The 23,721-nt window shown below is 55.5% G+C and carries 25 protein-coding genes and 1 riboswitch; of the genes, 6 read left to right on the forward strand and 19 right to left on the reverse strand.

Annotated features, from left to right (window positions below; translation table 11 throughout):
- Positions 1–14: 14 nt before the first annotated feature.
- The 14 genes from mgtE to AACS24_RS08305 all read right to left on the reverse strand — a co-directional run bounded on the left by mgtE (position 15) and on the right by AACS24_RS08305 (position 14,600).
- Positions 15–1,358 (reverse strand): magnesium transporter, encoded by a 1,344-nt coding sequence (gene mgtE / locus AACS24_RS08240; protein WP_108573104.1) that lies wholly within the window; start codon positions 1,356–1,358, stop codon positions 15–17.
- 121 nt (positions 1,359–1,479) lie between these two features.
- A riboswitch (M-box (ykoK) riboswitch) is annotated at positions 1,480–1,649 on the reverse strand.
- Positions 1,650–1,832: 183 nt separating this feature from the next.
- Positions 1,833–3,041: a flagellar hook-associated protein FlgL gene (gene flgL, locus AACS24_RS08245; protein WP_108573105.1), complete on the reverse strand. Its 1,209-nt coding sequence runs from the start codon at positions 3,039–3,041 to the stop codon at positions 1,833–1,835.
- A gap of 4 nt (positions 3,042–3,045) precedes the next feature.
- Complete coding sequence (locus tag AACS24_RS08250; RefSeq protein WP_108573107.1) at positions 3,046–5,046, reverse strand: FlgK family flagellar hook-associated protein; 2,001 nt, start codon at positions 5,044–5,046, stop codon at positions 3,046–3,048.
- Positions 5,047–5,049: 3 nt separating this feature from the next.
- The gene (gene flgJ, locus AACS24_RS08255; RefSeq protein ID WP_181364349.1) at positions 5,050–6,105 is read right to left on the reverse strand and encodes a flagellar assembly peptidoglycan hydrolase FlgJ; all 1,056 of its coding nucleotides are present in this window, start codon (positions 6,103–6,105) and stop codon (positions 5,050–5,052) included.
- Between the two features lie 43 nt (positions 6,106–6,148).
- Positions 6,149–7,246, reverse strand: a complete 1,098-nt coding sequence (locus tag AACS24_RS08260; RefSeq protein WP_033114362.1) for a flagellar basal body P-ring protein FlgI — start codon at positions 7,244–7,246, stop codon at positions 6,149–6,151.
- 8 nt (positions 7,247–7,254) lie between these two features.
- Entirely contained in the window at positions 7,255–7,926 is a 672-nt protein-coding gene (flgH, locus tag AACS24_RS08265) for a flagellar basal body L-ring protein FlgH (protein ID WP_033114361.1), read from the reverse strand.
- A gap of 14 nt (positions 7,927–7,940) precedes the next feature.
- Positions 7,941–8,729, reverse strand: coding sequence for a flagellar basal-body rod protein FlgG (gene flgG, locus AACS24_RS08270; RefSeq protein WP_043850558.1), 789 nt, complete (start codon positions 8,727–8,729; stop codon positions 7,941–7,943).
- A 15-nt stretch (positions 8,730–8,744) separates the two neighbouring features.
- Positions 8,745–9,491 (reverse strand): flagellar basal-body rod protein FlgF, encoded by a 747-nt coding sequence (gene flgF, locus AACS24_RS08275; protein ID WP_041209853.1) that lies wholly within the window; start codon positions 9,489–9,491, stop codon positions 8,745–8,747.
- A gap of 149 nt (positions 9,492–9,640) precedes the next feature.
- The gene (gene flgE, locus AACS24_RS08280) at positions 9,641–11,008 is read right to left on the reverse strand and encodes a flagellar hook protein FlgE (protein ID WP_041209852.1); all 1,368 of its coding nucleotides are present in this window, start codon (positions 11,006–11,008) and stop codon (positions 9,641–9,643) included.
- A gap of 10 nt (positions 11,009–11,018) precedes the next feature.
- The gene (locus tag AACS24_RS08285) at positions 11,019–11,756 is read right to left on the reverse strand and encodes a flagellar hook assembly protein FlgD (protein ID WP_108573109.1); all 738 of its coding nucleotides are present in this window, start codon (positions 11,754–11,756) and stop codon (positions 11,019–11,021) included.
- Positions 11,757–11,771: 15 nt separating this feature from the next.
- Entirely contained in the window at positions 11,772–12,191 is a 420-nt protein-coding gene (gene flgC / locus AACS24_RS08290; protein ID WP_033114356.1) for a flagellar basal body rod protein FlgC, read from the reverse strand.
- Positions 12,191–12,592, reverse strand: coding sequence for a flagellar basal body rod protein FlgB (gene flgB / locus AACS24_RS08295; RefSeq protein WP_108573111.1), 402 nt, complete (start codon positions 12,590–12,592; stop codon positions 12,191–12,193). The genes flgC and flgB overlap by 1 nt, the downstream gene beginning before the upstream one ends.
- Before the next feature lie 254 nt (positions 12,593–12,846).
- Complete coding sequence (locus AACS24_RS08300; protein ID WP_033114354.1) at positions 12,847–13,671, reverse strand: CheR family methyltransferase; 825 nt, start codon at positions 13,669–13,671, stop codon at positions 12,847–12,849.
- Between the two features lie 17 nt (positions 13,672–13,688).
- On the reverse strand, positions 13,689–14,600 hold the full coding sequence (locus tag AACS24_RS08305; RefSeq protein WP_033114353.1) for a chemotaxis protein CheV: 912 nt from the start codon (positions 14,598–14,600) through the stop codon (positions 13,689–13,691).
- 144 nt (positions 14,601–14,744) lie between these two features.
- Here AACS24_RS08305 and flgA point away from each other — a divergent pair, with 144 nt between their 5' ends.
- The 3 genes from flgA to flgN all read left to right on the forward strand — a co-directional run bounded on the left by flgA (position 14,745) and on the right by flgN (position 16,264).
- Positions 14,745–15,428: a flagellar basal body P-ring formation chaperone FlgA gene (flgA, locus tag AACS24_RS08310; protein WP_108573113.1), complete on the forward strand. Its 684-nt coding sequence runs from the start codon at positions 14,745–14,747 to the stop codon at positions 15,426–15,428.
- Between the two features lie 93 nt (positions 15,429–15,521).
- The gene (gene flgM / locus AACS24_RS08315; protein ID WP_033113408.1) at positions 15,522–15,851 is read left to right on the forward strand and encodes a flagellar biosynthesis anti-sigma factor FlgM; all 330 of its coding nucleotides are present in this window, start codon (positions 15,522–15,524) and stop codon (positions 15,849–15,851) included.
- Entirely contained in the window at positions 15,848–16,264 is a 417-nt protein-coding gene (flgN, locus tag AACS24_RS08320; protein ID WP_181364350.1) for a flagellar protein FlgN, read from the forward strand. Before flgM ends, flgN begins: the two co-directional genes overlap by 4 nt.
- Before the next feature lie 44 nt (positions 16,265–16,308).
- Here flgN and yfcE read toward each other — a convergent pair whose 3' ends face one another.
- On the reverse strand, positions 16,309–16,851 hold the full coding sequence (gene yfcE / locus AACS24_RS08325; protein ID WP_108573115.1) for a phosphodiesterase: 543 nt from the start codon (positions 16,849–16,851) through the stop codon (positions 16,309–16,311).
- 10 nt (positions 16,852–16,861) lie between these two features.
- Positions 16,862–18,499, reverse strand: coding sequence for a peptide ABC transporter substrate-binding protein (locus tag AACS24_RS08330; RefSeq protein ID WP_181364351.1), 1,638 nt, complete (start codon positions 18,497–18,499; stop codon positions 16,862–16,864).
- Between the two features lie 156 nt (positions 18,500–18,655).
- On the opposite strand from AACS24_RS08330, the gene AACS24_RS08335 reads away from it, so the two are divergent.
- Positions 18,656–19,555, forward strand: coding sequence for a DMT family transporter (locus AACS24_RS08335; protein WP_108573120.1), 900 nt, complete (start codon positions 18,656–18,658; stop codon positions 19,553–19,555).
- Between the two features lie 13 nt (positions 19,556–19,568).
- Here AACS24_RS08335 and rsuA read toward each other — a convergent pair whose 3' ends face one another.
- Positions 19,569–20,261, reverse strand: coding sequence for a 16S rRNA pseudouridine(516) synthase RsuA (rsuA, locus tag AACS24_RS08340; RefSeq protein WP_108573122.1), 693 nt, complete (start codon positions 20,259–20,261; stop codon positions 19,569–19,571).
- A 166-nt stretch (positions 20,262–20,427) separates the two neighbouring features.
- On the opposite strand from rsuA, the gene AACS24_RS08345 reads away from it, so the two are divergent.
- The gene (locus AACS24_RS08345; RefSeq protein WP_033113414.1) at positions 20,428–21,627 is read left to right on the forward strand and encodes an HD-GYP domain-containing protein; all 1,200 of its coding nucleotides are present in this window, start codon (positions 20,428–20,430) and stop codon (positions 21,625–21,627) included.
- 11 nt (positions 21,628–21,638) lie between these two features.
- Here the strand turns inward: AACS24_RS08345 and AACS24_RS08350 are convergent, their stop codons facing one another.
- Positions 21,639–21,827 carry a hypothetical protein gene (locus tag AACS24_RS08350; protein WP_108573124.1) on the reverse strand — a complete coding sequence of 63 codons (189 nt, stop codon included), beginning with the start codon at positions 21,825–21,827 and terminating at the stop codon, positions 21,639–21,641.
- A gap of 98 nt (positions 21,828–21,925) precedes the next feature.
- Positions 21,926–22,576, reverse strand: a complete 651-nt coding sequence (fsa, locus tag AACS24_RS08355) for a fructose-6-phosphate aldolase (RefSeq protein WP_042033318.1) — start codon at positions 22,574–22,576, stop codon at positions 21,926–21,928.
- Between the two features lie 128 nt (positions 22,577–22,704).
- Between fsa and AACS24_RS08360 the strand changes: the two genes are divergently transcribed.
- Positions 22,705–23,601, forward strand: coding sequence for a glycyl-radical enzyme activating protein (locus AACS24_RS08360; RefSeq protein WP_108573126.1), 897 nt, complete (start codon positions 22,705–22,707; stop codon positions 23,599–23,601).
- The last annotated feature ends 120 nt before the right edge of the window (positions 23,602–23,721 follow it).

Below are 23,721 nucleotides of genomic sequence, written 5' to 3' on the forward strand. Positions count from 1 at the left end.
TCTCAGGTTCTGGCTTACTGCAGTTCGGGCAGCAGCATCTTGGCAATCTCGAAGTAGATGATAAGACCGGTACCATCCACCAGCGTCGCAATAAAGGGAGCCGATACGACCGCCGGGTCGATACGAAAGCGGCGCAGCACCATGGGGATAACCGACGCCACGGTGGCACTCCAGAGCACGATTGCGATGATGGTCAGAGTAACTACCATGCCAATCTGGGGCCCCACCCCAAGGCTCCAGGCCCGTACCCAAGCCGCCAGCGCAATAGCCGCCGAGATAAGCAGACCGGTGGAAATCTCTTTCTTAAGTACGGTACCGAGGTTGCGCAGACTCACCTCCCCGACCGCCATGGCACGCACTATGGTGGTGGTGATCTGGGTACCGCTGTTACCACCGGTACCGATCAGCAGTGGGATAAAGAACGCCAGCGCGATGGCCGCTTCCAGCTGCTCCTCGAATGCCCGCAGCACGGTGCCGGTATAGGCTTCAGCCACAAACAGGATAAGTAGCCAGCCCACCCGTTTGCGCCACAACTGCCAGGGAGTTGCCTGCAGGTAGGGGGTATCCAGCGGCGATGAACCACCCTGCATCTCGGCATCCTCGGTGGATTCGAGCTCCAGGATATCGGCTGCATCATCAACGTGGAAAATACCGACCAGCCGCCCCTGATCCTCGACCGGCAACACCGACAAGTCGCGGTCAATCAGCAGGCGCGCCGCCAGCTCCTGATCCGCCCGGGCGTTGATCCGCACCGTTTCACGGTCCATCAGAGTCGCGACGTTGGCCAGCGGGTCGGCGATCAGCAAAGTCTTGAGCGAGATGCTCCCCTGCAGACGCCCATCCGCGTTGACCACATAGATGTGGCGAAACAGCTGGGCATTGTCCCAGGCATCGTGGATCAGCTGCTTGGCCTTGCCCACTGTGTCCTGTTCACTCACGGCCAGATATTCGTGACGCATGTTGGCCCCGACCGACTCGGTAGGCCAGTCGAGCAGGGAGTAGTACATGGCCTGAGCCTGGGTGGGAAAACGTGCCAACAGCATGGTACGATCCTGACGGCCGAGCTTGCGCAGGATAGCCACCATCTCGCGACGGGGAATGGCCTCTTGCAAGACTGTAACGATGCTGCCATGCATGCGCTGCAACAGGCGACCCGCACTCTCTGCCGAGAGAGAAGCGATAAGTTCAGCCCCCTGCGGCACAGGCAAGGTATCAAAGATGCAGTTGAGCTCTTCCGGACGCAGGGTCAGCAGTTGATCTGCGCGCTGAACCGGATCCAGATTATGTTCCAACCAACCCTGCAGGCTGGCGAGATCGAGCAGTTGATGACGGTTGAGAATGGTGTGTGTTTTCTTCATCACAAATAATCCCATGTGATTTCAGGCAAGCCTGAGCGCGAGCGGAGATCCGTTCGCCATCTGAAAGAAAACAGCAATTTGATTGACGAGTAATAGGCAGGAAATGACGCCGTTCGGCGTGTCATCATCCCCACGTACCAGCTTTAGCACTGCATAACGTATCCGGCATGCCGGAAGCCACTTGGGTTTACACCTTAATCCGATGAAAACTGTCCTGATCTTGGGCGTCTCTGGACGTCGTGAGATCAGTGGCCTGTGTTTATACAGGAGCCTCGCCTAACGAGATGCTGCAATTAAACTTGCACAACGCTCTGTTGTGCGGGCGGCATAATTGTCCAATCACACAACAAGGTCAACCCCGGTTTAGCCAGAAACCGCCATAGGTAACAGCTTGTTACAATTACTGGCCCAATCATGGCTCAACGATGGGATAGCCCAATATGCAAAAAGGCCCCGATGAGGCCTTTTATGCATTTAACGGATGTAATCAAAAAGGGTCAGCCGGCTTATCTTGCTGAAGGATAGCTGTGAGGCACTCAACGCCGCATCCTCTTTCGCCAGTGTGGATATCACCTCGTAGAGATCGGCCTCGGAAACCTTGGCCCGAGCCTCGGTGTTCAGGTTACTCAACCCCTCGTTGGAGCTCATCACCTGTTCAAGGCTGTTCATCCGACCGCCCAGTTCACCGAGCCCATGATCGATGTTCTGGCGGGCATTCTTCATATGAACGGTTACATCGGCCACCTTGCTCTGAAACGTATCGGCAGAGATGGTCGGATCACGCAGCGTATTGATAAAGTCGGACATGCCATTGAGAATGTTGTCATTCTTTGGCGGATTGAGCGAAAACTGCTGTGCTGCCCCACCTGCTGGCAAATCGAGCGTCAACTCAAGGCCATTGAACGGGATCTTGGTACCGGGCGTGTAATTCCCAGTCTGCAACGTAGCGCCACCGGAATCCTTGATCTGATAGGTATCGGGAGGCCCTATTGTGGTGGAAACGGTGTAGTCATTGCTGGCCAGTGCCGAGTTGTAGTTTGACTGGAAAAAGTTATCAAAGTTGCCCTGATCTGCGATGCCCACCTTGATATTGGCAGTCCCTGCACTGGCTGTGCGCCTGGTCGCCACGATCTCGAAGAGATCCTGCCCCGAGTCATTGGCAGCAATCTTGACGGTCGGCGAGACCTGGATCTCACGCTGTCCGGTATCCCCCTGATAGATGAACTTGCCGTTGGTATCTCTCACGTAGGGCTGGGTCTTGCTCTGGTTGCCCCCGAAGATATATTCCCCCTGAGAGTTCTTGCTGTTCATCAGATCAAACATCTGCTGCTGCAAGCCCTCCAGTTCGCTGGCGATCGATTTGCGATCCTCCATGCTGATGGAGCCATTATTTGACTTCTGGATCAGGGTTTGGGCGCTCAGCATGGCGGTATTCAGAGAGGTCAATACCGTCTCTTCATGACCAAGGCTGTTCTCTAGCAGACTACCGTTGACCCCATATTGCTTGAAGAGGTCGATCTCCTTGGTCAGCGCCATTTTTTGGCTCATGCCAGCCGGGTCTTCACCCGCCGTCTGGAACTTATTGCCGGTCTGCAACTGCTGATAAGCGGTATTGAGCCGCTCATTGGCACTGTTGAGGGAATAGATATTCCGGTCGTAGATCATGTTGGTCGTAATGCGCATGACGTTACCTCACGGAAGCAAGCAGTGTGTCGAAAATGGTTTTGGCAGTACTGACAATCTGGGCCGATGCCGCATAGGATTGCTGGAACCGGATCAGATTGGCAGCTTCCTCTTCCAGATTGACCCCGGAGACGCTTTCATAGATTCCGGTACTCTGGATCAGCTTGGACTCATTGGCCTTGAGCAAGGTCTTCGCCTGGCTGGTATTGTTACCCACCGACATAACCAGTCCTGAATAGGCTTCATTGAAAGTCATCTTGTCATTGGCTGTACCGCCACTACTGCCTTTACGCACCAAATCCTTGTTTTGCAGCTCCGCCAATGCAAGACCGTTGCTGTTATCGGCAAAGCCATTGCTGTTGTAACTGAGGGTGAAACTGTCACCCGCGTTGACCGTACCGGTGATACTGAACTCGTAGCCAGGAGTCTGTTTGGGATTGGCATAGACAGGCCCCGTAGCGGGAGGCGGCAATTGCAGAGCCGCCATCAAATCTTGACCCTTGCTGGCAGCCGGAGCCACACCGATCAGCGTGCCCCCTTTGTCATAAACCTCGTAGTCACCAGCTCCGTTTATTTTGACAACCTGAGGCGCAGCAGCGCTCAGCGCATTGGTACCAAAACCTGAACCGGCTCCGGTATTGAACACACCGCCCAGCTTGATATCTGCAGTACCTGTATTATTTGTGGCCTTTTGCGCTTTGAGCGGAGAAGCCAAAGCCAAATCTTCAGGCCTGGTTATATTTTGCGTAATGCCCGCTGCTGCACTCTTGGCTGGTTGCAACAGCAGCTTGTCGCCGGCAACTGGCGCCCCGGTCAAATCGACTGAAATGCCGTGGCCCGGGATCTGGAAAGTGGCAGGTGGTGTCGTTCCCGTAGCAACGGAAGTAGCATTGCCATCCTTGTCCAGCGAAAAAACCTCGTAACCGGTGGCGCTGCTAAAACGGATCTCATAATCGAAGGGGGTCACTTCTGTTCCCTTGCCGGGTACAAAACTGACCGTAGCACCGGCAGTACCGCCATTGGAGTTGTAAGGCAACCCCTTGCTGGTGGGCAGGGTGAAAATATCGCTACCCAGCTCGTTATCCAGATCCATCCCCAGCCGGTTTTGCTGGTTCATGGCATCGGCCATGGCAATAGAAAGTTGCCCCAACTCGCGCTTGGTCGGCTCCAGATCAGTTCGAGCCTTGAAAAGCCCACCCACAGTACCCCCGAAGGTATCGTGATCGATAAGCGCCTGATTATCACCCAAGGTCAGTTGCAGCTCCTGGTTGCGCGAATCAGGGTCCCCTGCCACTACCTTAAACTGAGCCACTCCACCATCGAGGATCAATGAATGACCAGTGCTCATATTGACCAGCATACTGCCGTTGGCCTGGGGGATGGTGCGAATATCCATCTTTTCGGAGAGCTGGCGAATGGCCTCGTCCCGCTGGTCGAACAGCATCAGGTTCTCTTCAGGTGAGCCCTGGGTCCGTATAATCGCCTGGTTCAGGTCATTGATGCTGGTAAGCAGGCTGTTGACCTGCTTGGTCTCGTCCTCAATGCGCGTGCTGATGGTGTCACTCTGCTTGTCGAGCTGGGCCGAAAGGGTGTGAAACCGGTTGACCATGCCGCTCAGTTCGGTCATGGCAACCTTACGGCCACCAGTGTCGGCGGGTGACTCATTGGCAGAATGGAAAGCATTGAAATAAGAGGTCATGGCAGCCCCTACGCTGTTGCTGGTATCCCCAAGCAACCTGTCCACGGAGGAAAGCTGATCATAGTGAGTCAAGGATGCATGGTAGGCAGAGGTATCACGGCGCACCTCCCCCTGCATATAGCTGTTGAGGATCCGCTCGGTCTTGATGTCGCCAGTACCCAGCCCAATAGAATTGGTATATACCAGCGTACGCTCACGCACATAGCCCTGGCTATTGACGTTCACTATGTTGTTACTGGTGCTCTGCAACAGGCGCTGCTGTGCCAGCACACCTGATGAGCCAATTCCAAGCAGATCGCTTGCCATACGTTACAGCTCCATCTCGTTGTATTGCGCAATGGCATCGCTGCGCAATACCTGTTTCAATTTGTTGGCGTAGTGAGGATCCGTGGCATAACCGGCCTTTTGCAGCGCTTCAAAGTAGTGGTCCGGACTGCCTACCTTGGCCAACGCCCCCTTGTAGCGGGAACCGGAGGTGAGAAAATCCACGTAATCATTGAAGCTCTCTTCAAAAGAGTCGTAGGAGCGGAAGGCCGCTTTTTGGCGCGATGCAACCCCTTCCTCATACTCGAGCGTACTCACCACTGCCTTGGGCCCCTCCCAACGGGGATCAGCCTTTATGCCAAACAGGTTGTGAGTTACGTTCCCCTCGCCATCCTTGATCACCCGTTTGCCCCAGCCACTCTCCAGTGCGGCCTGAGCCACCAGTACCGCCGGACTGAGCCCCAGCTTGTCAGCCGCTTTCTTGGCTAGTGGCATCAAGCGCTGCACAAACTCTTCCGGGCTATCAAACTCTTTGCCATCAGCACTACTGTCAGCTTTGGCAGCAATGCCCATCGGCGGCACGGTACGGTGAGGACGTACCGGCATGGTGAACACGGGTTTATCCTCTGCCATCCCCTTTTCAGCAAAATCCTTGCCAACTTTAGAGGCTTCAATCAGATCATTTGCTGCTCCGGTGGGCGGCTCGTAGGGTTTGTAGGCACGCTCCGTGCGCTGCGGCATCTTGAGCACCCGCCCATCCTTGTGGGTAAAGGTGGCTGGCGAAAGCTGCTTGGCCACCATATCAGCCAGACCCAACCCACCTTTATTGGTCATATCGGAAACACGTTGCTCATCCAGCATCCCTTCATAAAACTGGGTATAGCTGCTGTTGAACGGGCTATCCTTGGTCAACACCTGATTGGCCTGCCGCATCCCCTGAAAGATCATCTGGGTGAAAATTGACTCGAACTGGCGCGATGCACTCCGGAGCGCTTCAGCCTGCCCCTCTTTGCTGTTACTCATCTGACGGAGACGATCCAGGTTCTTGACGTCCTGCACGACCCCGAGATTGATACCGCTGTTAGTGTCAAAATCCGCCATTTTGCTTACCTCTTTGCCGCCCGTGGCAACCCCTTGCCGCTTGTTACAATATGACCAGCTGTCCTTCGATAGCGCCAGCCTGTTGCAGCGCCTCGAGGATGGCCATCAGGTCACCGGGAGCAACCCCTACCTGGTTGACGGCCCGAACCAGCTCATCCAGCGTGGCACCGGTATCAAACTTGAACATCCGCCCCTGCTCCTGCTTGACGTTGATGGTCGAGCTGTTGGTGGTGGTGGTCTGCCCGCCAGAGAGCGGATTGGGCTGGGATACCTGCTGATTTTCCGCGATGGTGACGGTCAACCCGCCGTGGCTGATGGCCGCCGGTTTCAACCTGACTTCGCTGCCAATAACAATGGTGCCAGTTCTCGAGTTGACGATGATCTTGGCTGCTTCATTGGCCGGATCAACTTCCAGATTCTCGATGGTCGCGAGATAGGAAACCCGCTGACCAGGATCTCGCGGCGCATAAACCTTGACCGACGTGGCGTCGAGTGCCTGCGCGGTATTGGGGCCGACCAGATCGTTCACCACATCCGCCAGTCGGCGTGCAGTAGTAAAATCCGGACGGTTCAGATTGAACGTAATGGTATCGCCTTGACTGAACGCATTGGGTACTTCCCGCTCGACAGTCGCCCCGTTGGCAATGCGCCCGACGGTCGGGGTATTGATCACCACCTTGGAACCATCCGCCCCTTCGGCGCCCAGACCGCCAACTACCAGACTGCCTTGGGCAACCGCATAGACCCGACCATCAAGCCCCTTGAGGAAGCTCTGCAGCAGAGTACCGCCACGCAGACTTTTCGCCTCACCAATCGCGGAAACCGTGACATCAATGGTCTGGCCCGGCTTGGAAAAGGGCGGCAAGTCGGCATGAATAGCCACCGGCGCCACATCCTTGATCTTGGGCTTGATGTTGTCCGGCACCTTGATGCCAAAGTTGTTGAGCATGGTGCGGAAAGTCTGCTCGGTGAAAGCGTTGTTCTTCTCGCCAGTACCGGGCAAACCGACCACCAGACCGTAACCAATCAACTGGTTGGTGCGAACCCCTTCAACCGAGCTGATGTCCTTGATCCGGGCGGCATGAGCCATGCCCAGCGGCAACAGACAGCAGAGGAGTGTGGCAAGACGGAGTGACTTCATAACATCTCCTAGAGCGGCCACCAAGGACCATTGAAAAAGCTGGTCAACCATCCCTGTTCCTGGGTATTGGCCAGATCACCGGTACCACCGTAGTAGATACGGGCATTGGCAACTTTCTGGGATGAAACGCTGTTATCAGAGGTCACATCCTCTGGGCGAATAAGGCCGGTGATCCGGATATACTCGTTACCATTGTTAAGCATGATCCACTTCTCGCCGCGCACCAGCAGATTGCCGTTGGGCAGCACCTTGGCCACGCTAACTGAAATATTGCCCTGCAGGCTGTTGCTCTGATCCGCTTTGGCCTGCCCCTTGAACGCGCTGTCTTGTCCAATGGAAGCCGAGAGATCATAGGGACTGGCGGTGACTGGCACGCCACCCAGCTTGACCGGGTCCAGATTGAACTTATTGTCCTTGCCACTCTGGGTATTGGCCTTTTTGGAGGCGGAAGTCGACTCAGACAGCTCGATAGTGATGATGTCGCCAACCTTGTGTGCCTTGATATCCGAATAGATGCCGTTGACCTGCTCCGGCTGAAAGATCGCCCCTGTCGGTCTCACCGAGACCGGCTCCGACTCCCCGTACACGGGGGAAAACTCGGGATCATCGGGTTTGGGGGTATTGGGGGTCGAGGTACAACCGCCCAGCACCAGCAAGCCCAGCATCCATACGGCTTTCATCATGCACCTCCTACTTAGGTACGCTGGATAAGGAAGGACATCATGCCGTCCACCGCCGAGATAACCTTGGAGTTCATCTCGTAGACCCGTTGGGCCTGGATCAGGTTCACCAATTCCTCGGTCACGTTGACGTTGGAAGTCTCCAGCATCCCCTGTTTTACCACACCCATACCGTCGGCCCCCGCAGTCCCCTGAATGGCCGCGCCACTGGACTGGGTTTCCACAAACATGTTCTCCCCCATCGGCTGCAGGCCGCTGGCGTTGACGAAATCGGAGAGCGTGATCTGACCGACAACCTGAGATGCGCCATCCCCCTTGAGCTGGACAGAGACCTGACCATCTTCGCCAACCGTCACGCTCTGGGCATTTTCCGGGATCTGGATCTCCGGCTGCAGGGTGTAACCGTTGCCGGGAGTAACGATGGTCCCTTCGCTGTTCAGGGTAAATTGGCCGTTGCGGGTGTAGGCAGAGCTGCCATCCGGCAACTGAACTTCAAAATAACCGCGACCACTGATCATCAGATCCAGAGAGTTATCTGTGGTTTGCACGTTACCTTGGCTGTGATCTTTCTGGGTCGCGACTACCTTGGCACCGGCCCCCAGCATCAAACCTGAGGGGCGTTCGGTATCAGCCGAGGAGCGGCCACCGGGCTGGTTGATGTTCTGATAAAGCAGATCTTCAAAGATGGCCCGCGACTTTTTAAAGCCCACGGTGCTGGCGTTCGCCAGGTTGTTCGAGGTAACCGAAATATTGGTCTGCTGAGCATCCAACCCGGTCTTGCTGATCCAGAGTGCAGGATTCATGGTGTAACTCCTTGATTAGCTGATACGCAGCAGCTGGGTTTGGGCCTCGTCATTCTCTTCGGCCGTTTTCATTAACTTGATCTGGGTTTCGAACTGACGCTGCAGTTGAATGAGGTTGGTCATCTCATCCACCACATTGACGTTGCTTCCTTCAAGAGATCCGGCAATCAGACCAACAGCGGCAGAAGCTGGCTCATTCTGACCATCCTTGCGGCGAAACAGGCCATCACTCCCCTTCTCTACCGCATTGGCAGCCGGGTTAACCAGTTTGATCCGCTGAAAATCCTCAGACAGGTTGGCCGCCGCACCTTCGGGCCGGCCGGTGATGGTGCCATCACGGTTGATTTCAAGCTTCTCCATCGGCATCGGCAGCACGATGGGCTGGCCACCATCATCCACTACGTTCAGTCCGGTTGAGGTCTGCAGATTGCCAGTGGCATTCACCTGCAAGTTTCCCATGCGGGTATAGGCTTCTCCCCCCTTGGGATCCTGCACCGCAATCCAACCCGGACCATCTACTGCCACGTCAAGATCCCGTCCTGTTGTCATCAACATGCCATGCTGCAAGTTCTGGCCTGGGCGCTCCGTCATGGCAAATACCCGGCTGGGCAAGCCTTCGCCGAAAGCCTGCATACTGCGCGCCTGCTCGAAGTCGGACTTGAAGCCGGTGGTATTGGCGTTGGCGAGGTTATTGCTGCGAATAGCCAGGCTATTCATGTTCTCTTTAGCCCCGGACATGGCGATGTAAAGCAGGTGATCCATGGGATCCTCCGTCAAACAGATGACTCTAATTAGGGAACTGCAATTTGAGTGCCAACAGGAAAATGGGAGGAGATAGCGGGGATTTAGGGGCAGAAATGAAGAAGGGGCACGAGCCCCCTCCTCTGATCAATATATTGTCAGTACATCCATTAACGGATCTGCAGGATGGTCTGTTGCAGCGAGCTGTTAACCTCCAAGGAACGGGAGTTGGCCTGGAAGTTACGCTGGGCAGTGATCAAATCCACCAGCTCCGAAGTCAAATCCACGTTGGATTGTTCCAGTGCCGAGGACTTGATGGTACCGAAGGTGCCCGAGTTGGGGGTACCCGGCAAGGCATCGCCAGAGAGCAGTGATTGCCGCCAAGAGGTATCGCCCACCTGAGTCAACCCTTGCGAGTTGGCAAACTTGGCCATAGCGACCATGGCAACCTTGATGGTGGTGGCATTGCTATAGGTGGCAGAGACAATACCATCTGGCGTGATCTCTACCTTGGTCAAACGACCGACGGTCGAGCCATCCTGTGACAACTTGTTGACTTCAAACGGTGACGCATACTGGGTCACAGTCCCAAACGAAATATCAACCTGCTGGGTAGGATCTGCACCGTTAGTGATAATACCGGCGCCAGCAGGGGGCGCGACACCCAACTGCTCTGTCTTGATGGTTGCCGGAACTGTCGGTGTGATCATTTTGCCATCAGCACCAAACGTAATCTGTGCGCCCAGCGGAGCTTGGTTCAAGCCCGCAGCCATCGTAGGCGCCGCACCACCAACGATATCGATCGGTTTATCTCCTTGATACAGATACATCCGCCAAGAAGTAGGGGTGGTCGGCTTGCCCGGGTTTGCAGGATCAGCCTCTTTGACAAAATACTGGGTTATTGTATGAGGCTCACCCAACGAGTCATAAATCACTACAGAAGTCGATGATGAATAGGTCTTTGAATCCTTCGGGTCAAATGTTGATGCTGGACCACCACCAAAACCGGATGGTAATGGCGCTGCCGTAGACGGCAGGTTAAAACTAGCGTCAATTTTGCTAGTCTTCACCGGCTCACCTGCACGGTCTGGAATCTGGATCGGCTTGGTTGCATTGATACTGACGGCCTTTGGAGTACCATCTGCGTTTATTTCATAACCCTGCAGGTAATGGCCCTGATTATTGACCATATAGCTGTTTTCATTGAGCTTGAAAGCACCAGCACGGGTATAGGTACGGTCCAGATTGGTAAGACCATCGGAAGTCACAAAGAAACCGTTACCCTGGATCGCCAGATCCAGCGCATTACTGGTAAATTGCAGCGCCCCCTGGTGGAACTGCTGCGCAACAGCACCGGTTGCCACACCGTTACCAACCTGGGTCTTCGCATTGACAAAAATGGAGTTGGCGTAAACATCCGCAAACTCGGCTCGGGACTCTTTAAAGCCCATCGTATTAACGTTGGCAATGTTGTTAGCGGTGACGTTCAAGTCTTTTTGTGCCGCGTTGACACCGCTTAAAGCATTGTTAAATGACATACCCAGCTCCTTAGATCGATGATGTCGACGTGGTCTTGGATGACGTGGTCGTCTGATTTGAATTAATTCCTGACACCTGCAGGATGTTGTTTAAATACTCTCCACCCAGCCCCTTCAAATTGAGGCGAGTCGGGCTTGTGGCTGTACCCAAGGCAACACTTTCCACCTTGCCATAAGCAAAAGTGGTAATACTTTCCGACTTGCCATCAAGATTGCCACTGGCCTTAAGCACATATTTACCTGATGGAGCACGCTTACCATCTTTATCTGTTCCATCCCAAGCAATCTCGACGTTACCCATCTGATCACCTTCAAGGGGAAACTCTTTGATAACCTGCCCCTTCTCGTCTTCGACAGTAATTTTGACGCTTGCATACTTATTAGTCGTACCAACCGCAACAACCCCTGACAAAGAACCTTCCTTATCCAAAAACCCGGTACTGCTTTGCAGCAACACATTCTGCCCAACCAGAGAAGAGGCTTGCAGAGCCTGGCTGGAAATCATCTGCTCATTTAGCTTGCCCATCTGGGTAGACAAACTGCTAATCCCCTCCGAGGTGGACATGGACGCCATCTGGGAGAGCATCTGAGCATTATCAACAGGCTTGAAAGGATCCTGATACGAGAGCTGCATCGTAAGCAATTTCAGAAATGAAGCCTGGTCCAGCTCCTTCTTTGGCGCTGTTGTCGTACCATTTGTCTGAGTGGACGCATAGTTAACTCCGCTCACACCGTTTGTATTGGCCATGTTGCATTCCCCCTATCAGGACTTGCCAAGATTCAGCGTCTGCTGAAGCATTTTCTTGGCCGAGTCTGCAACCTGAACGTTCGTTTGATAGCTGCGCGAGGCATTGATCATGTCCGCCATCTCTTCAACCATGTTGACGTTTGGCTTGAAGATGAAGCCATCCTTATCCGCCATTGGGTGATTGGGGTTGTACTCCTTGAGCAGTGGAGCCTTACTCTCGACAATACCTTTCACCTCGACCCCAACCGAGCCTTGATTATCAGACATAGCCTGATCAAGCTGGGCGGCAAAAATTGGCCGCCGGGCATGGTAAGTTTTTTCCACACTGGAGCTGACGCTATCTGCGTTGGCCATATTGCTGGCAACGGTGTTGAGCCGCACGGTCTGCGCGCTCATGGCCGAGCCGGCGATGTCAAAGACCTTGAACAAACTCATCACTGTTCTCCTTTCAGCGCCTTGAGCAGGCCACTGATCTTGCTATTCATGAATTCAAGAGAGGTCTGATACTCAAGGCTATTACGCAGAAACTCTGTTCGCTCCTGCTGCACGTCTACCGTATTGCCGTCACCAGTATCAGGCTGCAGCGGGTTGCGATACTGAACCGAACCGGGCACATCCATATTCAAGGCAAAGTGCTTTTCGCTGGTGGTCGCCAGACCAAACCCCTGTTGTTGGTGCTGCGCATCCTGCAATGCCTGTGCAAAGTCGATATCTCTGGCCTTATAGCCAGGGGTATCGGCATTGGCAATATTGCTGGAGAGCACTTCTGCACGATTGGCACGAACCCCCAGCGTGTATTGATGAACACCAAATGCCTTGTCGAATGAAAGAGCCATAGCTCACCTCCTGCTTGATACTGTTTCCAAGCAAGAGCTATGCCACAAAAGACCGGTAATGAGAGATAGGCAAGGAAGGGGTTGCATTATCAGGAAGCACGGAACGCGCCAATAAACAGGCTGACGATTGTGGAAAACCCACGCAGATATCAACCAGTATGCTTCTAACGTAAATAAAGAGGGAGGCATTGTGCCTCCCTCTGACGTGATATTGCCGGTATTCTGTCAATCCTCCAGGAGTGCGGATTTAAGGCCTATTTCACCTTGTAAACAATCCCCGGATTGCAACGGATCATCTCGAATCGATCAGTCAAACCGGCCAGTGACTCTGATGCCCCTAGCATCAGATATCCTCCCGGATTGAGGCTCGCTGCAAACTGGTTGAGGATTTTTGACTTCACTTCCGGAGCAAAATAAATCAACACATTACGACAGAAAATAATGTCAAATTTACCGAGCAAGCTGTAGCTTTCGAGCAAATTCAAGGGACGGAAAGTGGTCAATTTTCTGACTCGTTCCACCACCCGCATTTTATTGTCACCATAGGGTTCAAAGAACATTTTCTTGCGCTCAGGTGACAAGCCCCGCGCCAAAGCAAGGCTGTCGTATACACCCTCTTTGCACTGGTTGAGCATGGTGGTCGAAATATCTGTACCCACGATCTGTACACCGCCAGGCAGAGTGCCAGGTTTTTTCATCTGCTGTTCCAGTGCCGTCATGGCAATAGAGTATGGCTCCTGTCCGGAAGATGACGCCGCAGACCAAATCTTGACGGGGCGGCCACTTTTACCCAGTTCTGGGAAAATCTTGTCGGTCAACAACTGGAACGGATAGGTGTCACGAAACCAGAGTGTCTCGTTGGTTGTCATGGCATCTACCACCGCCATTTTCAGGTCACGCTCTCGCACACTCATTGCACGGGTAACCAGGTCAGACAGACTCTCGATGCCAAACTGAGCCATCAAAGGTGAAAGACGGCTCTTCACCAGATACTGTTTGTTATCACCCAGCACGATTCCGCTCTGTACCGCCAGAAAATTGCTGAACTGTTTGTATAAGTCGTCCGAAAGTGTCTTCATGCAGCTGTTCTTCTTTATTAGAGTGCGTTTTGTACGGCCTTGGCCAATTCATCCGGTTGGAACTTGGCGATAAAATTGTTGGCCCCCACTTTCTGCACCATTGCCTGGTTGAATACTCCACTGAGGGATGTGTGCAGAATAACATGCAAGTCTTTGAGGTTGGGATTATTGCGGATCTCGGCAGTGAAGGTGTAACCATCCATCTCCGGCATCTCGATATCCGAAATGACGAGAGCAATCTGCTCTTTAATCGGGCCATTCTTGGTCATTTCGAGCAGCATGTTCAATGCTTCACGGCCATCTTTTGCCAATACGCACTCAACCCCGATCGCCTCAAGTGCACGCTGAACCTGTTTGCGAGCAACCGATGAGTCATCGGCTACCAGCACAGGGCGTCCGAGAGTTGGGTGCTCGACACTAGCTTCAACCAGCTCCTGACTAACCTCGGTGGAGACCGGAGAGATCTCGTTGAGAATGCGTTCAACGTCGAGAATTTCAACCAACTCACCGTCCACTTCGGTAACAGCCGTCATGTAGTTTATACGGCCTGCGCCCTTCGGCGGCGGTAGAATTGATTCCCAGTTCATGTTGATGATGCGCTCGACCGAATGCACCAGAAAACCCTGAATGGAGCGGTTGTACTCGGAGATAATAATGAAGCACTTGCTCAGGTCTTCAATGGGACGTTTGCCCATCGCCATGCTCAGATCGATAACCGAAATAGTCTGACCCCGAATGTGTGCAACTCCACGAATACAGGAGTTCAACTTGGGCATCACGGTCAAGGGAGGACACTGCAACACTTCACGCACTTTGAATACGTTGATGCCAAATCTTTGACGTCCATTGAGACGAAACAACAACAACTCCAGCCGGTTTTGCCCCACTAGCTGGGTACGTTGGTTGACCGAGTCCAGGATACTGGCCATAAACACTCCCTAAAAACGCTTGGCATTAATCATGCATGCGTGATGGATTGCGTCAGACTATCGATGTGACAACGAACAGATTCTGAAGCAATCATAGTTAAATATGGTGATATGCGTGAACAACTTATCGACCAACGAGCAAAAATGATTAACCGACTTTTACTCATCAGCCTCTTTTTGGGCAGCATCTCTTCCAGCCACGCCTCGGACGTCACCACCTATTTGCAAGAAAAAGCACAAGAGTTCGTGTTTAACCAGCTCGAGGTGCCATTAGATGCCAGGGCTGAAGTAACGGCGGCAACCCTTGATGACCGACTTCCATTGACCCGCTGCGACGATCTATTGACTATCAGCTTACCTGCAAAAATGGAAATTCGCCGTAATACAACAGTTTACCTGAAATGTGAGGAAGACAAACCCTGGGATGTCTATCTTCCGGTACGAGTCAGCATCCAGAAGCCCTATGTGACGGTCAACACTCCGATTGCTAAAGGCGACCTATTGAGTGAAAGCCAGCTGCAACTGGGCTATCAGGATCAGACGCTGATCCGTGGCGACTACCTGACCGACATGAGCATGCTGGTCGGCGTACGCAGCAAACGAGAAATCAAACCGGGGCAACCAATCCGTTTGAGTCAGGTGTGTGTCGTGTGTAAAGGTGATCAGGTCACTCTGACAGCCGAAAATAGCAGCTTCCAGATCAAAACCATGGCCCGAGCCTTGCAAGATGGCAGCTTCGGAGAGATCATCAGGCTTGTTAATATTCGCTCCGGAAAAACTGTCGAAGGAAAAGTCAGTGCAGTCGGTGCCGTAACGGTCACTTTTTAAATGTCGGGTTTATCACCAACTTTTTTCTAAAGTTTTGACCTGCCGCACCGATAAACAGGTAAGCAAACCTTAAAGCAGACGAAGGTAACTCAAATGGCCATCAACAATATCAACAACTTGGCGAATAATCGGTTGCAAAACACCGTTAGCAGCCAGGGGACAGGCAGCAAGTCAGTCACCTCTTCTTCGCCAGAGCCCGAAAATAAAGCGGCTGCAGTCAAGCTGGACTCCGTCTCCTTGACCAGTGAGGCCCAACAATTGCAAAAGATGCAGCAGAATCTCAATACAGCCTCTACCGGCAACGAAAGCAAGGTCGAGCGGCTCAAGAAAGCCGTTGCCAGTGGCGAATATCAGGTTAACAGCGAAGCTGTGGCCAAAAAGATGTTCAGCTTTGAGACCAATCTGGACAAAGTTCTCGGATGATGGATCTGCCTTCGTTACTGCACACCCAGGATGAACACCTCAGCCAGATGCAAAGCCTTCTGGAAGAGGAGTTCTCCTTGCTCGAAAAGCATCAGGCTCTGGCCCTGCCTGAACTCACCGAGCGAAAACAGCTGCTGCTTGCTGAGATAGAAAGTCTGGATAAACAGCTGGCCCAATTGCCCGAGTTGACTCAGCAACTGGCCGCTTATCCTGACGAGATGACCCGGATCCGGGAAAAACTGGATGCCTGTCAGGAACAAAATGACCTCAACGGTCGACTGCTGGAGCTCAGTATTGTCTCCAATCGCCGTCTTGCGAGCTTTCTGAGCCAGCTGCGCGATCGCAACAGCCTCACCTACGATGCCAAAGGCAATACCCGCTCAGGCACCCGCTCCTTCGGTATCAAGGCCTGACTCTCGACGAATCGGGCCTTGCCACTTTCTGCAATCAATAAGACCTACAGCGCCAGTCGCAGTAATTCTCGCCCGTCGACACAACTCTTGACGCTCAGTACGCCCGCCTCATAGCAGCCATAACTGGCCGGCAGTTCACCGCGTGGAAAACAGATGGAGCCCGGATTCATCAAGATCTGGTCTCCCTGCCGCTCCAGTACCGGAACATGACTATGGCCGCTCAAAAATACACTGTCCGCAGGCAGTTGCACCTCATCGGGGCGGTAGAGATGGCCGTGGCTCATAAACCAGCGGCGCCCATCAACCAGCAGCTGGTTGTAAGGGGCTGTGATGGGAAACGCAAGCAGCATCTGATCCACTTCGGAATCGCAATTTCCACGCACCGCCATGATATAGGGGGCCAGCTCGTTGAGCCGCTCGGCAACTGCGGCCGGGTTGTATCCTTCAGGCACGGGATTGCGCGGGCCGTGGTTGAGCAGATCGCCGAGCAACAGGTAGTGGTCGGGCTGCCAGGCGTCCAGCCGTGACAACGCCAGCTCCAGTGCCATGATGCTGCCGTGAATGTCGGAAATAATGGCAAGTTTCATGAAGTGCTCCTTACAGCGGGCCGAAATAGAGATCCTTGGTGGCAATCGTCCCTTTCAGATTCTGGCTGGGCAACCCGTGCAAAGTGGGATCGACCAGTCGCATCTGGTTGTAATGATACACGGGGATGATGGGCGCCTCTTCCATCAGCAGCTGTTCGGCATGCTGATAGAGTGCAACCCTGCTCTTCTCATCCAGAGTGCTGGCAGCCTGTTCCAGCAACAGATCAAAATCGGGATTGCAGTAACCGCTTTCGTTGCGCAGATCCTGGCAGCGGAAACTGTTCAGCATGGCCGAGGGCTCGACGTAATCACCGAACAGAAAGCTTCTTGCCACCAGAAAATCGCCGCTATCCTTGGCGACCTGATAGCTGTTCCACTCCAGATTGTTGAGCGTGACCTCCACCCCCAACTGACGCCACATACCGGCAATCAAGGTGGCTATCTTCTTGTGGGTATCTGCCGTGTTGTAGGTAATGCTCAGCCTGAGTGGATGAGCACTGCTGTAACCGGCGGCGGTCAGCAATGCAACGGCCCTGGCCTGACGGGTGGTTTGATCCTCCAGCGCAACGGGGGGAGAGAGGTGGGAGTAACCCGGCATATCAGGCACCAGAGACCAGGCCGCCAGCTCCTCCTGACCGATCACCGACTTGGCCAACTGATAGCGGTCGATGGCAATGGAGAGCGCCTGGCGCACCCGCACATCCTGCAACTCGGGGCGGCGCATATTGAAGGTGTAGAGATAGGTGCCCAGCAACGGCGATCCCCAGACTCGCAACGGATCGCTCTGCTTCATCTTCTGGTAATAGTCGGGCGACACCCGGTTGGTGAGCTGTATCTCACCCGCCTCATAACGCAAGCGCTCGGCATGTTGTGAGGCGATGGGTAGGTAGGTGACTCGCTGAATACGGGTATGGCGATCATTCCAGTAATTGCTGTTGCGCTCCGCCTCAAGCCGCTCGTTGGTCACCCGGTTTGCCAAGCGATAAGCACCATTGCTCACCAGCTTGCCGGGCTCGGTCCACTGTTTGCCAAAACGAGCTATAGCCTTCTGATTGACCGGCACAAATGGCAGCTGGCTGATGAGCTGCAGAAAATAGGGCACCGGTCGCTCCAGAGTAACCTTCAGGATCTGGTCGCTCTGCGCCTCGACCCCGAGATTGGCGGGCTCCAGCGCACCGGCATAGATGGACTGGGCATTGTTGATCCCGGCAGTCAGCAGCAAGGTCGCCGAGGGAGAGCCGAGGGCAGGATCAAGCAGCCGGCGCCAGGCGTAGACAAAGTCACCGGCAACCAGCGGATCGCCATTGGACCACTTCAACTGTGGACGCAGGAAAAACCGCCATTCGAGGCCATCTTCGCTCACTTCCCAACGCGCAGCTTGGGCAGGAACAATGCGTCCCTGGCCATCCTCGCTGACCAGACCTTCAAAGAGATCCACCAGCACCTCTTCCCCGGGAAAACCGCTGCGCATCAACGCCGGATCCAGAGAGTCGGGTTCACCGCCATTGCCCTTGACCAGCACCTGCCGATCCGACAAGCGGGGCGCCATCTCCACCGTAGTGGCGTATGCCGGCGGTAGCGCCAGCACACCGAGCAAAAGCGGGGAAAGCCAGCGTTGCGCCAGCCGGGGGAAGAGACCATACCTCATGACAGAACCTCGAATAAAACCACTGCAGGAGGGGAAGGCCGACGGCGCGCCTGATGAATGCCTGATGCCGCCCTTGTTATCCCCGAAAACGCCCCGTATTGTATCGGGCTTGCCCCGGAGATGGAGTCTTTAGGGTTAATTTTTTCGGGAGTTTTTATGGGTTATGAGTGGCTGGCTCTCGCATCGGCCAGTTTATGGGCAGTTGCCGCCCTGATTTCGGTCAAACCAGCCCGCCATCTGGGCCCGTTTGCCTATAGCCGCTGGCGGATGTTTCTGGTCAGCCTGATGCTTGGCAGCATCAGTCTGCTGACTGGCGGCTGGCACACCCTTTCCGGCAGCGCCATTCCCCTGCTCGCCCTGTCCGGATTGATCGGCATCTTTATCGGCGATACCGCCCTCTACGCCTGCATGAACCGGCTCGGCCCGCGGCGCAGCGGTTTGCTCTTCTCCTGCCATGCCCTCTTCTCCGCCCTGCTCGGGCTCTGGATCTTCAACGAGCAGTTGACCGGCTCACGACTGGCTGGCGCCCTGCTGGTCTTTGCCGGCGTCATGCTGGCCATCCTGTTTGGTCGGCGCAGCAGTGGCAGCGAATGGGAGCGGATACGGGGAAGTCTGACCATCGGCGTGGCGCTGGGCCTCACCGCCGCCCTCTGTCAGAGTCTGGGCGCCATCATCGCCAAGCCGGTCATGATGAGCGGCAACGTCGATGCGGTGAGTGCATCGGGAGTCAGGATGGTCAGCGCCCTGCTGGCCCACTGCGCATTGCGACTAACCGGATTGCCGCTGACCCGACCATTTCGTCCCATCAACCGTCAAATCTTCGGCATGATCGCCATCAACGGCTTTCTGGCCATGGCTCTCGGGATGACGCTGATCCTGCTCGCATTGCGACATGGAGATGTGGGAATGGTGGCGATTCTATCCTCCACCACGCCGGTGATCCTGCTGCCGCTCTTGTGGTGGCACTCGGGGGAACGACCTTCGGCGGCGGCATGGTGCGGAACCCTGCTCGCCACGCTGGGCACAGTGCTGGTACTGGGTGCCAGCGGCCACTGACACCCGGGAGGATTTAGAAGAGAGCGATCTCGTCGGACGTGAGTTCACGGTACTCGCCGGGCGCCAGATCTTCATCCAGCGCCAAGCCGCCGACCTGCTCGCGGTGCAGACCCACCACCTTGTTGCCGATTGCGGCAAACATCCGCTTCACCTGATGGTACTTGCCCTCATGAATGGTCAAACGCGCCTCGCACTCCCCCAGTAACTCCAGCTGGGCGGGGCGAGTCTTCTCGGTTTCACTGCGCAGCAGCACACCTTCGGCAAAGAGGGCGATGGCATCGGGGCTCACCGGATCGGCCAACCAGACGTGATAGGTCTTGGCACACTCGTGGCGGGGAGAAGTGATGCGATGGGACCACTGACCGTCGTCGGTCACCAGCACCAGGCCGGTAGTGTCGAGGTCAAGGCGCCCCACCACGTGCAGCTTGCCCATAGAGGGCTCATCCATCAGGAAGAAAACGGTCGGATGATCGGGATCCTCGTTGGAGCAGACATATCCCTCGGGTTTGTGCAGCATGAAGTAGCGATTGCGGCGATCCAGCGTCAGGACAACGCCGTCGAACTCGATCTGGCTCTCTTCGTTGATATGAAAAGCGGGCTGCTTGACCACGATGCCATCCACCATGACCTCACCCTGACGGATCAGTTTGCCAGCGAGCGAACGGGTCAAATCGGAACAGTCGCACAGAAATTTATCAAGCCGCATTCACAACCTCGGAGTCCAAAAAGTAAAGGGGCAACATTATATCTGGCGGGGGCGACAACGCCACTGTTAACGGGCGGCCAATTGTGACGAAGTGGCCATCAGATGTTACACTGCGCTATGACCCATCACGGGCGATACTCATAATAATAAATCTCGGGAAGCCGCCATGAAGTCTCAAGCATCCTATCCTGTCATCCCCGTCAATCAGCTGAAACCCGGCATGTATGTCATCGCTATTGCCAGTCAGACCGGCGGAATGGAAATTGCCCAGATGGGGTTGGTCACCACTCAGGGACAAATTGCCAATCTGGTTCGTCAGGGTGTACTCACGGTGCGGATCGATCTCTCCCGCAGCAAGCTGGGTCATGCCGAGAGCGAAGCGGTCGCTTCACCGGAACTTGGCAACGGCAGCGATCAGGCCAGACGCCGGGTCAGTGCCAACGGTGAGGGCAAGGAACTCAAGATCCGCCGCCTCTATCAGGAAGCGCGCGAGCTGCAAGGCAAGTTCATCAGCCACCTCAAGGCGGGCGAACCCATCGATATCACGCCGCTGGCCGAAGTCGCCGAAGAGATGGTAGACACCATGTTTACCCACGGCGATGCCATGCTCTGTCTGGCCCGCATCCGCGCCAAGGATGCCTACCTGATGGAGCACTCCATGAACGTTGCCATCCTGTTGGCCAATTTTGGCCGCTATCTGGGACTGGAGCGCAGCGTGCTCAAGGAGCTGACGCTCGGGGGGTTACTGCACGATGTGGGCAAGATCATGACGCCCGACGAGGTGCTCAACAAACCGGGCAAGCTGACTGACGAGGAGTTCGATATCATGCGCCAGCATGTGGTGCACAGTTACGAGATCCTCAGCAATACCCCGGGCATCACCCCCACCATGCTGGAAGTGGCAGCCAACCACCACGAGCGGCTCGATGGCACCGGATATCCGCGGCGTCTGAAAGGCGATCAGCTCTCACTCTATACCCGCATGAGCGGGATTGTTGATGTCTATGACGCCATCACTGCGGATCGGGTCTACAAGGCAGGAATGCAGCCGACCCAGGCGTTTCGCATCCTGCTCAAGGGGTTGCACAACCACTTCGATGCCGAGCTGGTCACCAAGTTCATCAAATGCATGGGGGTCTATCCGGTGGGTACGCTGGTGCAGCTGTCAAACCAGCGGCTGGCCATCGTCATGCAGCGCAATCAGCAGGAGCCGCTCAAGCCGGTGGTCAAGGTGATCTATCACGCGACCCAGCGCCACTACCTTGATGTGCAGTGGCTGGATCTCGCCAAAAACGGGGTTCAGGAAACCATCGAAAACACGGTTGATCCCAAGGAGTTTGGCATCAATCTGGCCAACTTCGTCTAAATCCGCTCCGTCTAGCCCGACTCGCCTTCTCGCCGCCGCTCGGCGCAATGCTGGATGAGAAACGCCTCATCCAGCGGCGACAAATCAAAACGGATACACGCCTCTTCGATGGCTCGAATATCGTGTTGATGGTGCTCGCTGAGCCAGCGCACAGCGCGGCGCAGATCTTCACCATGGGGCAGCAGGGAGTGGTCGCTCATGGGGCACCTCCGGTCAACCATCGACACCAACCCGTCACGTCGGGCTCTCCCTTATAGCTTAGCCCTCTGCCACCCCGTCATCTTGCCTTCAATCAGGTTCAGGCAAATGCCTGCTGCCAATCCTGATCGAATTTTGCCAGCGCCGCATCCACCGCCGGTACTCTCAGCAGCTGCTCGGCCACGTCGAGCGGCAGAGTGATGGACTGGCAGCCCGCCAGCAGGCAGTCGAGCGCCTGGCGCGGCGTGCGGAACGACGCCGCCAGCACCTTGCTGCCCGGAACATGCAGCGCCAGCAGTTGCTGCAGCTCCTGCACGGTGGCGATGCCGTCGCCCCCCTGCGCATCCAGCCGGTTGACGTAGGGCGCTACGTATTCTGCCCCCGCTACCGCCGCCAGCCAGCCCTGCAGCGGGGTATAGACCGCCGTCCCCAGCGTCGGCACCCCGTTGGCAGTCAGGGTCTTGATGGCCGCCAATCCCTCTTCACATACCGGGATCTTGATCACCAGGTCGCGGTCCAGTTCACGCAGGGCAAACGCCTCGCGCACCATCTCGGTCTCGGTCTTGGCCATCACCTGGGCAAACAGGCGTGCCTTGGGCCCAAGCACCTCCCGCAAGGCGGGCAGCAACTCGGTCAGCGGCATGCCGCCTGCCGCAGCAATGGACGGATTGGTGGTGACGCCAGCCAGCGGCAGGATCCGTGACCAGCGGCGCACCGCAGCCACATCGGCAGTATCGAGATAAAGCTCCATCTCTGACTCCTTAAAGGGATGTTCAATCTGTCGCCATTTTAGCCAGATAACATCCGCAATTTAGTTGATCAAAATCAAATCAACTTTCGAACGAAAGCAAATAGAATGCAAATACAAAAGGAGGCGGTATGATTTTCGACCTGCAACGCTATTCAACTCACGATGGCCCCGGCATTCGCACCCTGGTATTTCTCAAGGGGTGCTCGCTGGCCTGTCGCTGGTGTCAAAACCCGGAAAGCCGCTCTCCCAAGCCGGACATACTACTCGACCGGCGCCAATGCATCGAGGGATGCCGGCTCTGCAGCGATGCCTGTCCGGCAATCTTGCGTGACAGCCAGGGTGTCCAGCTCGTCCGCTCAACCCTCGGCAATCAGGATGTGGAACGGCTGCGCGGCCTCTGCCCGAGCGAAGCGCTGCAGGTGTGCGGCCGGGAGGAGAGCCTGGACACCCTGATGGCCACCATCTTGCGGGATCGCCCCTTCTTCGAGCGCAGCGGCGGCGGAGTGACCCTCTCTGGTGGCGAGCCGTTTATGCAGCCCGAGTTTGCTGCCAACCTGCTGGCCCGCTGCAAGTCCGAGGGGCTGCATACCGCAGTGGAAAGTTGCCTGCACGTGCCCTGGCACCAGATTGAGCCAAGCCTCCCCCATCTCGACTTGCTGCTGGCGGATCTCAAGCATGTGGATGAGGAGCGCTTCTTCGACTGGACTCGCGGCAAGGTCGCCCTGCCCCTGGCCAACCTCAAGCGTCTGGCCGAGCGCGGCGTGGCCATGCAGATCCGGGTGCCGCTCATCCCCGGCTTCAATGCCGACCGCGCATCCATAGAGGCCATTACCCAAGCTGCCGCCAGCCTTGGCACTGTGCAGGAGATCCACTTTCTCCCCTACCACACCTTGGGCGCGGGCAAGTACGCCCTGCTCGACCAACCCTATCAGGCCCCCCTGCAGCCACTCGATGACCCGGCACTGCTCGCCTTTGCCCATGAGTGTGCCCGTGAGCAGGGGCTGACCCCGTTCACCCGGGGCTAGCAACACCCCATGACATCAGCCACTCACAGCACAATGACCAGAGGATAAGACCATGATCCAGCTCGACCTCACTACCCTGCCCCCGCGGATCCGTGCCCACAAGGAGAGCCTGATCCACAT

Origin of the sequence: Aeromonas sp. HMWF016, from assembly GCF_963878195.1 — a bacterium.
GTDB classification, from domain to species: domain Bacteria; phylum Pseudomonadota; class Gammaproteobacteria; order Enterobacterales; family Aeromonadaceae; genus Aeromonas; species Aeromonas lacus.

Excerpts from the sequence above, each read along its gene's own strand:
- mgtE (WP_108573104.1), bottom strand. The coding sequence starts at position 1,358 with ATGAAGAAAACACACACCATTCTCAACCGTCATCAACTGCTCGATCTC.
- flgL (WP_108573105.1), bottom strand. The coding sequence starts at position 3,041 with ATGCGCATTACGACCAACATGATCTACGACCGGAATATCTATTCCCTC.
- AACS24_RS08250 (WP_108573107.1), bottom strand. The coding sequence starts at position 5,046 with ATGGCAAGCGATCTGCTTGGAATTGGCTCATCAGGTGTGCTGGCACAG.
- flgJ (WP_181364349.1), bottom strand. The coding sequence starts at position 6,105 with ATGGCGGATTTTGACACTAACAGCGGTATCAATCTCGGGGTCGTGCAG.
- AACS24_RS08260 (WP_033114362.1), bottom strand. The coding sequence starts at position 7,246 with ATGAAGTCACTCCGTCTTGCCACACTCCTCTGCTGTCTGTTGCCGCTG.
- flgH (WP_033114361.1), bottom strand. The coding sequence starts at position 7,926 with ATGAAAGCCGTATGGATGCTGGGCTTGCTGGTGCTGGGCGGTTGTACC.
- flgG (WP_043850558.1), bottom strand. The coding sequence starts at position 8,729 with ATGAATCCTGCACTCTGGATCAGCAAGACCGGGTTGGATGCTCAGCAG.
- flgF (WP_041209853.1), bottom strand. The coding sequence starts at position 9,491 with ATGGATCACCTGCTTTACATCGCCATGTCCGGGGCTAAAGAGAACATG.
- flgE (WP_041209852.1), bottom strand. The coding sequence starts at position 11,008 with ATGTCATTTAACAATGCTTTAAGCGGTGTCAACGCGGCACAAAAAGAC.
- AACS24_RS08285 (WP_108573109.1), bottom strand. The coding sequence starts at position 11,756 with ATGGCCAATACAAACGGTGTGAGCGGAGTTAACTATGCGTCCACTCAG.
- flgC (WP_033114356.1), bottom strand. The coding sequence starts at position 12,191 with ATGAGTTTGTTCAAGGTCTTTGACATCGCCGGCTCGGCCATGAGCGCG.
- flgB (WP_108573111.1), bottom strand. The coding sequence starts at position 12,592 with ATGGCTCTTTCATTCGACAAGGCATTTGGTGTTCATCAATACACGCTG.
- AACS24_RS08300 (WP_033114354.1), bottom strand. The coding sequence starts at position 13,671 with ATGAAGACACTTTCGGACGACTTATACAAACAGTTCAGCAATTTTCTG.
- AACS24_RS08305 (WP_033114353.1), bottom strand. The coding sequence starts at position 14,600 with ATGGCCAGTATCCTGGACTCGGTCAACCAACGTACCCAGCTAGTGGGG.
- flgA (WP_108573113.1), top strand. The coding sequence starts at position 14,745 with ATGATTAACCGACTTTTACTCATCAGCCTCTTTTTGGGCAGCATCTCT.
- flgM (WP_033113408.1), top strand. The coding sequence starts at position 15,522 with ATGGCCATCAACAATATCAACAACTTGGCGAATAATCGGTTGCAAAAC.
- flgN (WP_181364350.1), top strand. The coding sequence starts at position 15,848 with ATGATGGATCTGCCTTCGTTACTGCACACCCAGGATGAACACCTCAGC.
- yfcE (WP_108573115.1), bottom strand. The coding sequence starts at position 16,851 with ATGAAACTTGCCATTATTTCCGACATTCACGGCAGCATCATGGCACTG.
- AACS24_RS08330 (WP_181364351.1), bottom strand. The coding sequence starts at position 18,499 with ATGAGGTATGGTCTCTTCCCCCGGCTGGCGCAACGCTGGCTTTCCCCG.
- AACS24_RS08335 (WP_108573120.1), top strand. The coding sequence starts at position 18,656 with ATGGGTTATGAGTGGCTGGCTCTCGCATCGGCCAGTTTATGGGCAGTT.
- rsuA (WP_108573122.1), bottom strand. The coding sequence starts at position 20,261 with ATGCGGCTTGATAAATTTCTGTGCGACTGTTCCGATTTGACCCGTTCG.
- AACS24_RS08345 (WP_033113414.1), top strand. The coding sequence starts at position 20,428 with ATGAAGTCTCAAGCATCCTATCCTGTCATCCCCGTCAATCAGCTGAAA.
- AACS24_RS08350 (WP_108573124.1), bottom strand. The coding sequence starts at position 21,827 with ATGAGCGACCACTCCCTGCTGCCCCATGGTGAAGATCTGCGCCGCGCT.
- fsa (WP_042033318.1), bottom strand. The coding sequence starts at position 22,576 with ATGGAGCTTTATCTCGATACTGCCGATGTGGCTGCGGTGCGCCGCTGG.
- AACS24_RS08360 (WP_108573126.1), top strand. The coding sequence starts at position 22,705 with ATGATTTTCGACCTGCAACGCTATTCAACTCACGATGGCCCCGGCATT.